We start from the raw sequence: 8,749 nt of genomic DNA, 5'->3' as shown, positions 1-8,749 counted from the left end.
GTGTCCGCCTGCCCGGACGCGATGCGGTAGCTCGAACTGCCCGAGTCGATACGGGTCAGCGCCCCCGGGGCGCCGTTCGCCATGGCCTGCTTCTGGACGGCCAGGACACCCGCGATGTCCGGGGCGGGAAGCGACGGGGCCGCGGCGACGGCCGGCGAGGCGGCCAGGGTGGTGATCACGGCAGTGCTCGCGAGCGCGATGCCCGCAATGGTGAAGCGCATCCGGTTCTCTCTGTCGTCGGTGGAGGAGCGTGGGACGGCACGCGGGCCCAGCGCCCGCAGCGCTCACGGCTCCACACCAACTGACCGGCCCCGCTCCGGTTCTGTGACACCGACATTAACGCCGGCCTCTCGGCGAGGGACGGGCGCCCCCATGTCCGGGCGCCACCAACCAACCTTGTAGGCAGTCAATGTGACAGAGCATCAGCCTTTTGGCGAGTCAGGGGTTCGTGTCGTCCGACGGCCGGGCGCCGTCCGGCACGCCGTCGCCGTCCACGGGCCGGACATTTGATTGCTCACAAGTAACTTGTGCACGAGGCAATATGGCGCTAAGTTTCTCGGTGTCGGGCAGCACCCCAGCGGCGCACCGGCGAAGGAAACGACCCGCACCGTCCGAGGAGAAGAACCACCATGAACGACACCACCGCCACCCGCCCCGCCCCGCACAAGCCCACCATCGTGCTGGTGCACGGCGCGTTCGCGGACTCCTCCAGCTGGAACGGCGTCATCCCGCACCTGCGGGAGGCCGGCTATCCGGTCATCGCGGCCGCCAACCCGCTGCGCGGCCTGGCCGGTGACGCCGCGTACGTCGCGAGCGTGGTGAAGGGGGTGGAAGGCCCCGTCGTCCTCGCCGGGCACTCCTACGGCGGCGCCGTGATCAGTGAAGCCGCCGCCGGGGAGGCGAAGGTCAAGGCACTGGTCTACGTCGCCGCGTTCATCCCCGACAAGGGCGAGAGCGCCCTGGAGCTGTCGAACAAGTACCCCGGGAGCACCCTCGGCCCGAACCTCGACGCGCTGCCCTTCCCCCTGACCGACGAGGCGGCTTCACCCCTGACCGACACCGGGACCGGCACCGACCTCTACATCAAGACCGAGGCGTTCCACGACCAGTTCGCCGCCGACGTGCCGCACACCGTCACCGACCTGATGGCCGCCACCCAGCGCCCCATCGCCGCGGCCGCCCTGGAGGAGCCGGCCACCGCGGACGCGTGGCGGGCGATCCCCTCCTGGAGCCTCGTCGCCACCGCCGACCGCAACATCCCCCCGGCCGCGCAGCGCTTCATGTCCGAGCGCGCGCAGGCCCGTACCGAGGAGATCGACGCATCCCACGCCGTCTCCGTCTCCCGGCCCGAGGCCGTCGCCCGCCTCATCCTCCGTGCCGCCGAGAGCATCACCGCCTGACCCCGATGTTGCCCGCGCCCCCGGCAGTCACTAGATTCCATCAGGTGACTGCCGGGTCGGCCTCGAGCCAAGCACGAACAGGTTCGCCGGCCTTGGCGTGAGCGCGAGGCGGGCCAGAGCCCCGCCCTCCTCCCGAGTCTCCCCGCGGTGCCCCCGTGCGGCACCGATCCCAGCGAACCCGAGACCCGGAGACCGATGTCATCGATGTCCAACGACCGGCAGAACCCCCCTGCGATCGAGCCGCGCCCGGCTCCCGCCCAGTTGAACCACACCGCCGTCTACGCCCGTGACCGGCGGTTGTCCGCCGAGTTCCTGGCCGTCGTGCTGGGCCTGGAGGTCGGCGCACCCTTCGGGCCGTTCCTCCCCGTCGAGCTCGGCAACGGCGTCACCTTCGACTACTACGAGAAGCGCGACGAGCCGATCCAGTCGCAGCACTACGCCTTCCTGGTCACCGAGGAGCTGTTCGACCAGGTGATCGCCCGTCTAAAGGCGATCGGCGTCACTCACCACGCCGACCCCGGCCACACCGAGCCCGGTCGGATCAACCGCCTGTTCGGTGGTCGTGGCGCGTACTTCGCCGATCCGGACGGCCACAACATGGAGGTCCTGACCCGGCCCTACGCCCGTCCCTAGCCGGCGGCCGCCGACCTCCGTTCCGTCCGGCCCCGGGCGCAGGCCCGGGGCCGGACGGTCGCCTACCCGGCCGGGATCCCGGCCTCCCGGGCCCACAGGGCGGCCAGGTCGAGCCTGGTGCTGCGGACGCCCCGGTGCCCGGCCGACACCAGGTGGCCGCCTGCGGTGAGGACCAGGGCCCGGATGTCGTGCAGTGCGGGGACGACGGCCCTGCGTCCGCTCAGCAGATGCCACAGGTGCAGTCGCCGGTCGGACCAGGCGACGGCGAGGACGGGTCCGGCGTCGTCGGTGTCGGCCACGGCCAGTGCCACGGGGACCGCCGCGCGGCGCTCGACCGGGTCCGGCGGGTTGTCGCCGCCCTCGGTGTCCCACAGCCTGACGGTGCCGTCGAGGCCGCCGGTCACCACCAGCACGGCGGCGTCGGAGACGTCGAGGCAGGCAACCGCCGTCACACCGGTGCGGTGCGGCTCGACGCCGCGGGGGCCGGGCCCGATGTCGTACAGGGGCCACAGGCGTACGCGGCCCTGGCCGTCCGCCACGGCGACGTGGCGCGGGGTCGACGCCACGGCGGTGGGACGCTCGGGAAGGGAGGCCAGCGAGGCGGAGTTGTGGTGCAGGGCCAGGTAGCCCAGCCCCATGGGCACCTGGGCCCCGGTGGCCAGCGGGAGCGGGTGGAGCGTCCCCGATCCGTCGAGGGCCAGCAGGCAGTCGTCCGTCACCGCGGTGAGCGCCACCGGTTGCCACGGCGTGCCGCCCGACGACGGGCTCGCGACGACCTGACCGTCGGCGAGCGCGATCCGGGCCAGTTGCCCCAGACCGTTCGCCGACACGACGGTGCCGTCGGAACCGGCGGCGCCCGGCAGGAGGGCGAGGGCGTCCGCGGGTCGCGACGGCCGGGACCACGACGTGGTCCAGGGGCCCGACTCGGCCAGTGGCCTCAAGTACTCGGCCAGGCGCGGGTCGGTGCCGACGGCCGCGGCGTGCAGGACGGCGGCCCGTTGGGAGTCGGGCAGGTCCGGGGCCGCCAGTGCGGGTGCCGCATCGGCCCACACGGCGCGCAGGCTCGGAGGCAGGGGGACGGCGGGGTCCGCCAGGGTGGCGGTGATGGCCGGGACCGATCCGTACACGAGGTAGCCGGGGTCCCTGAGCAGTTCGTGGGCCGCGCCCGTGGTCAGCGCGCGGTCGAGGGCGTGTTCGCGCTCGTCGGCCGACGCGGTGCGCCAGTCCCGGCCCGGTGCCGGCGCGGCAGGAGTCGCGGCGCCCTCCGGGCGGGGGCCGGGCAGCGGTGTCCCCATGGGGTGGGCGTCGTCCGCGGGTTCCAGCGTCAGCACGAGCGCGTCCGGTGTGCGGGCGAGTTCCCGTGCTTCGGTCTCGATGAGCATGCGGAGGGCCGGCAGCTGAAGCAGCGGGGCGAGGAGGTCGTCGACGACCGTGCCGGGTCGGCCGGACGGCAGGTGGGCCGGGCCCCGTCCGGCCTGGTGGAGATCGGTGACGGCGAGCAGCACCGGTCGCGGGTCCGCCCGGAGCCGTCCCAGCAGTTCGTCCGGCTCCGTGGGGCCGTAGCCGAGCTGCCGGCCGAGCTGCCAGGCCAGTGTGCGGGCGGTCTGCCCGCGCGCGAAACCCACGGCGTGCACGGTGATCCGGGGGTCGGCGGCCGATCCCGCGACCAGCCAGGCGATCAGCCGGCTCTTGCCCGTACCGCGCGGTCCGGTGACCAGGGCGGCACGCGGCCGGTCGTCGCCGGGGTCGGCGGCCCAGGCGAGGAGGGCGGGCGCCGGGCGGGCGGCCGGGCCGTCAAGGGGCGGCCACGCAGGGGTGCCGGACGTGGTCAGCGCGGGTCACCCCTTCTCGGACTGGCTTCGGACGAAGGCCTGCAGTTCCCTGATGCCGGCGACCCGTTCCTCGGCGGTCTCGCCGTAGGACACGTTGTGGGTGAGGGAGGCGTCGGGGAAGCTCATCTCGAGCCACATCGAGCAGTAGTGACCCGGCATGAAGCAGGGCTCGAGTTCGGTGTGGATGCGGGTGACCTGGTCGGGTTCGACACCTGCCGCGTACATCCGCGACCAGGTCCGTTCCTCCGCGTGCACGCAGATCGACCCCGGCTCGCTGACGAGGTGCTTGGTGCCGTCCGGGGCGGCGAACTCGAACGTCGCGAAGGACCGGACGCTGGCGGTGGTGCGGATGTCCTCCAGCACCAGTGGCCACCAGTGCTCCGGATCGGCGAAGGCCTCGGGGTCCGCGGACTCGAGCCGGCGGAGCGTGGCCTGGTAGGCGGCCGACGCCTGCTCGGGGTCCTCGCCGGTGGTGACGGCCTCCAGGAGGGTGTCCACCTCCAGGAGGCTCTCGGCGAACAGCGCCGGGCTGGAGCTGACGAACCTGTCCGGCTCGTCGTAGCCGAGGAGTACGCCCCACACCTTGCCGTCGGGAGCGACGCAGAGGTCGAAGGCGCGGTCGGAGCCGAGGCGGGTCCAGGAGGCGTGGGGGTCGCCCTCCAGATCCCTGCCGATGCCCCGCGCGTACGCGCGCAGTCCGACCGGCTCCTCCGGCAGCGTGTGGAAGTACGGGTTCACCCGCAGAGGCAGGACGAGGCCCGCGGTGTGCCCCCAGGCGGCGGCGTCCACGAAGTCGGGTACCGCAGGCCCGGTCTCCAGGAGCCGCACTCCCGATGCGCCGAACCGGTCGGTCAGGCGGTCGCCGGTGGGCGTCACGTCGTCGTTCTCCTCACGGGGTGGGTACCGGTTCGCTAGTCCTGCATGAGGTTCCGTACGTACCGCAGAACGAGATACCAGGCGGAGTCCTCGTTCTCCATCGCCGCGGCGTCGGTCCGGCGCATCAGCGCCAGCAGCCGGTCGTGCGCGCCCTCCGGGTCGACGCCCTCGTCGGTGGCGGCCTCCGGATCGTAGTCGGGCCGTTCCTCCTCCAGCGCGTGGAGGAAGAACGCCAGCGCGTCCACGCCGCTGTTGAGGACGTGCGGGCTCCCGTCCTCGGGGATGCAGTACACGACCCCGGTCCTGGTGTCGACCATGACGTCGTCCATGCCGATCCCGCCGAGGGACAGCCAGGCCGACATGTCGAAGGGGCAACTCGGGTACTTCCTCGACACGGCCTGCCAGGCCTCGCCGCCGATGCGCAGGTCACCGTCGACGAGCAGCTGATCCGCCTGGAACCAGCCCATCTGGTCCGGAAGGCCCACGTCCCTCAGAAAGGCCCGGGTCGGCCCGTGGGCGATTCCGGCGAGAGCCGTGTCATCCGGGGTCACCAGTTCGTCGGGGCCGAAAACCGACTCCATGGCGACGCGGTCGATCAGGGGACTCATTTCGCGGCTTCCGGGCTTTCATTCGGGGGCGGCTGACGGGTGCAGATGGTACCAGTGGGGCATCTCAGTGGTGGTGGAGCCCCTTGAAGTTGGTCCAGGGGCTTCTCTTCTCGGGCCGCTCCCCCGGATACATCCGATTGAGCCGGTCCTCCACTTCGCGGTTTCCCTGCTCCATGGATTCCGCTGACGGCCCGTAGTCGATGCTGTGGGTGACGTTGACGTGCGGCATCCATTCCTGGATCCACGCCGCGCAGTCGCTGCTCTCGCTGCAGGGCGCCCGTTCGGTGTAGAGGTCCTTCACATGCTCCCCCGTCCCGTTCTGCAGGAAGGGTATGCCGAGGACCTTTTCCGAGTGCACGGGGTTGTTGCTCCGTCCGACCAGGATGAAATCCCGGGTGTTGCCGTCCTCGTGCTCGTATTCCACGCGTGCCGCGGCGTAGTTGTTGCTGCTGAACTTGGGCTCGCCGGTGTTCTTGTCCGGCGTGTAGTTGCCGTAGCTGCCCTGCTCGTGGCGTGCCAGCGCTGTCGCGCGGGAGAGTTCGTCCTCGTAGAAGGGGACCTTTGTGGAGGCCTTGCGCGGCCGCGCGGCCCTTTCCTCCGGGGTGCTCTCCGGCCATGCGTAGGGGTTGTCGGGATTCCTGGGACGGCGCGGGACGGTGTCGTTGTTCGCGCCCGTGAGCTTCAGCGGCACGCCCAGCAGGTCACGGTCGGCGTCGGTCAGGTCGACCGGCCCGTTCCTGGTGAGCCGCTGGATCTTCCCGCGGTCGCCGAGGAGGTAGACCGGCCGCTCGCCGATCTGGTCGCGCAGTTCGTCACGGTTCGGTTCCCGGCGGTGGATCCTGTGGAGGTCGTCGGCGATCTTGCCGTCGTTCTGGTGGTGGTTGTCGTGCATCAGCTTGACGCCTTGCTTCATGTCGTCGCCGATGTGTTTGGACGCCTTCTTGACCCCCTCGACGATGCCGGTCATCGCCTTGTCCATGGCACCGTTGACGGCGTTGGCTATGGCGTCCTTGCCCCGGGTGCGGCCCTGGTGGGTCTTCGCCTTGCCGATGTGCGACATGCTGTGGCCGTCGAAGTGGTCGCCGGCGCTCTTGAGCGAGTCCTGCAGGGTGCCGTACGACTGCAGATCGACGTTGATCTGCCCGGAGCCGCCCCCGGCACCCCCGGTGCCGCCGCTGCCGCCCGAACCGCCTCCGCCCGGCCCGGCGGAGGCCAGTTGCATGGAGTCCTTGCCCGCCTTGGCGGTCCTGCCGAGGTCGACACCGTTCTGCACACCCAGCGCGTTCGAGCCGACCTGCACCACCAGGTCGCCGACCATGGCCCCGATGGCCTCCTCGATGGGGGCGGTCACCCGGGACATGATCTCGTCGATGACGGCCTGCTGGACCTCCTTGAAGATCCGCTTCACGATCATCCGGCAGGCCTGCGTACCGGCGATCCCGCCGAGGGACGACAGCCCCAGGGTGACGGGCGCTGCCGCCACCGCGGCGACGATCTCCGTGGCGAGGATGCCCAGTTGGACGATGGCCGCGAGCTTGGCGCCCTCGATCAGCACCGCGACCGCTTCGAGCCCGAAAGCCGCCGCCTCGCCGATGTCGGTCAGCCCCGAGAGGTGCTTGCCGCGCACCATCTCCCAATGCGCGGCCAGGGCGTCAACGGCGGGGCCCTCGTTGGCCCCCACCATGTCCTGCATGGCCGCGTGCAGATCGAAGGTGCCGTTGCGCAGGCTCTCCGAGAAGTCGCGCATGGCCTGCGCCATCTCGCGGTAGTCGTCCTCGTCGACGTTGGGCCAGGACACGCCGATCAGGTCGAGAGCCTCATCCAGATAGCTCGGCAACACCACGCCCATTGAACACCCCCTTGACATCCTCCCCGTCCCAATGGACGGGGATTCCTGGCTCACGTGGGCTGGGGACCGGCGGTCCATTAGCGCTTACACGATCGGCACCAGCCGGGTTGAGACCTGCCCGGACCAGCATCACTCGGGCGGAGTTCTTGTCCCTGGGGGACACGGCTCCGCGCGCGGTGCAGGTGTAGGTACGTTCCGACAGAGGAAGTGCGTGCTTGGTTCCCGCTCCGCACGACGCGCAGTCCATGGTGGTGTGCGCGGGATGCACCAGGCGCACGTCCCGCCCGTGCTTGCGGCCCATCTCGATAAGAGCCGCCTTGGTGGCGCCGATCGCCGCGTCCGCCGCCTTGCGCGCCATGGTCGTCTTCGCCAGGAACTTCGGCCGAAAGTCCTCCACGGCGATCGCGTCATGGTCGCGCACGACGCGCTTGGCCCACTTGCGGGCGGTGTCCTGCCGTTGCCGTGCCACCTTTTTGTGCAGCTTGGCCGCCTGGTGCCTGGCCTCGCGGTACCCCCTGGATGCGGCCTGCCCACGAGCAGGCTTACGGCGAGCCATCATCCGCTGGTAGCGCGCGAGGCGCTGCGCGGCGTTCTTGCCCTGCTGCGCGTGGGTCAGGTCGTGGGCGTCGCTGGTGGTGGTCGCGGTCTCACGCACGCCCCAGTCCACGCCGATCACGGCGCCGGTGGCCGGCAGCGGCTGTACCTCAACGGCGACGACGAACGAGGCGTACCAGTGGCCGAGGCTGTCCCGGTACACGCGTACCGACGAGGGTGCGGACGGCAGGTCGCGGGACCACACCACCGTCAGCACGATGCCGCCCGCCAGATGTAGACGTCCGTCCTTGAGCCGGAAACCCCGGGTGGTGTAGTTCAGCGTCGGTGCGGCCTCACGCTTGCGCTTGATCCGGGGCATCCCCGCCCGCTGCCGCATCGGCAGCCGCGCCGTGATGTCCCTCAACGCCTTGGCACGGGACTTGGCGAAATCCCGGATGACCTGCTGCTGCGGCACCGAACTGCCCTCCCGCAGCCACGCCATCGACCGCCTCGCCTCAGTCAGCATTCTGTCCAGCTGCGCAGGGCCGCACGTGACCTTCTCATCGGCGGTCCTGTTCAGACCATGGACCTTGCGGGACACCGCCACACACTCATTCCACACCCATCGGCACCGCGCCCACTCCGCCTCCAAACCGGCACCCGCCGACGACGACACCCGCAGCCGAAAGGTGAACCGGGCATGCCCCGGCCCCTGCCCGGCCACCACTGTCATCGTCACCCCCCGGAACCTAACAGCCCCCACTGACAACGAAAGAGATCACAGATCAGAACAGATCTACAGACTCTGCCGCTTCGCGCCTCAGACTCAAGGACCCATTCCTCCCGGCTTGAAGGCCGAGGCATCCAGAGGGAAATCAAGTTACATCGGCGCCGGTCGGTCGGCATCGTCTCGCCCTGTTCGACGCCGCGTCAACTGCTCACGAAAACGGGCTGTTCGGAAAGGGCGCGCGGGATACACCGGCACGAACGAGGGCCAACTACCCGTTCGAGTAGCCC

At 70.8% G+C, this 8,749-nt stretch carries 7 protein-coding genes and 1 pseudogene; 2 read left to right on the top strand and 6 right to left on the bottom strand.

From position 1 onward, the window contains the following. Positions 1–221 (bottom strand): annotated as a pseudogene (locus tag PV342_RS38520) (serine hydrolase domain-containing protein); the annotation flags it as partial. Positions 222–629: 408 nt separating this feature from the next. Between PV342_RS38520 and PV342_RS38515 the strand changes: the two are divergent. Both PV342_RS38515 and PV342_RS38510 read left to right on the top strand, forming a co-directional pair. Next, positions 630–1,400, top strand: a complete 771-nt coding sequence (locus PV342_RS38515) for an alpha/beta fold hydrolase (RefSeq protein WP_500320806.1) — start codon at positions 630–632, stop codon at positions 1,398–1,400. Positions 1,401–1,604: 204 nt separating this feature from the next. After that, entirely contained in the window at positions 1,605–2,033 is a 429-nt protein-coding gene (locus tag PV342_RS38510) for a VOC family protein (RefSeq protein WP_500320808.1), read from the top strand. Between the two features lie 62 nt (positions 2,034–2,095). On the opposite strand, the gene PV342_RS38505 is transcribed toward PV342_RS38510, so the two are convergent. From PV342_RS38505 to PV342_RS38485, 5 genes are all read right to left on the bottom strand, one after another. Then, positions 2,096–3,658 (bottom strand): WD40 repeat domain-containing protein, encoded by a 1,563-nt coding sequence (locus PV342_RS38505; RefSeq protein ID WP_500320805.1) that lies wholly within the window; start codon positions 3,656–3,658, stop codon positions 2,096–2,098. Between the two features lie 213 nt (positions 3,659–3,871). Continuing rightward, the gene (locus PV342_RS38500) at positions 3,872–4,741 is read right to left on the bottom strand and encodes a nucleic acid/nucleotide deaminase domain-containing protein (protein ID WP_400808440.1); all 870 of its coding nucleotides are present in this window, start codon (positions 4,739–4,741) and stop codon (positions 3,872–3,874) included. Positions 4,742–4,776: 35 nt separating this feature from the next. Beyond that, the gene (locus PV342_RS38495) at positions 4,777–5,349 is read right to left on the bottom strand and encodes an SUKH-4 family immunity protein (RefSeq protein ID WP_018559503.1); all 573 of its coding nucleotides are present in this window, start codon (positions 5,347–5,349) and stop codon (positions 4,777–4,779) included. Positions 5,350–5,413: 64 nt separating this feature from the next. Continuing rightward, positions 5,414–7,198, bottom strand: a complete 1,785-nt coding sequence (locus PV342_RS38490) for a nucleic acid/nucleotide deaminase domain-containing protein (RefSeq protein WP_396349313.1) — start codon at positions 7,196–7,198, stop codon at positions 5,414–5,416. Further along, complete coding sequence (locus tag PV342_RS38485) at positions 7,167–8,465, bottom strand: RNA-guided endonuclease InsQ/TnpB family protein (protein WP_500320807.1); 1,299 nt, start codon at positions 8,463–8,465, stop codon at positions 7,167–7,169. Before PV342_RS38485 ends, PV342_RS38490 begins: the two co-directional genes overlap by 32 nt. Between the last annotated feature and the right edge of the window lie 284 nt (positions 8,466–8,749).

Source organism: Streptomyces sp. PA03-3a (assembly GCF_033792735.1).
Taxonomy (GTDB): Bacteria; Actinomycetota; Actinomycetes; order Streptomycetales; family Streptomycetaceae; genus Actinacidiphila.
This window is presented reverse-complemented; position numbering and strand designations above follow the sequence as displayed.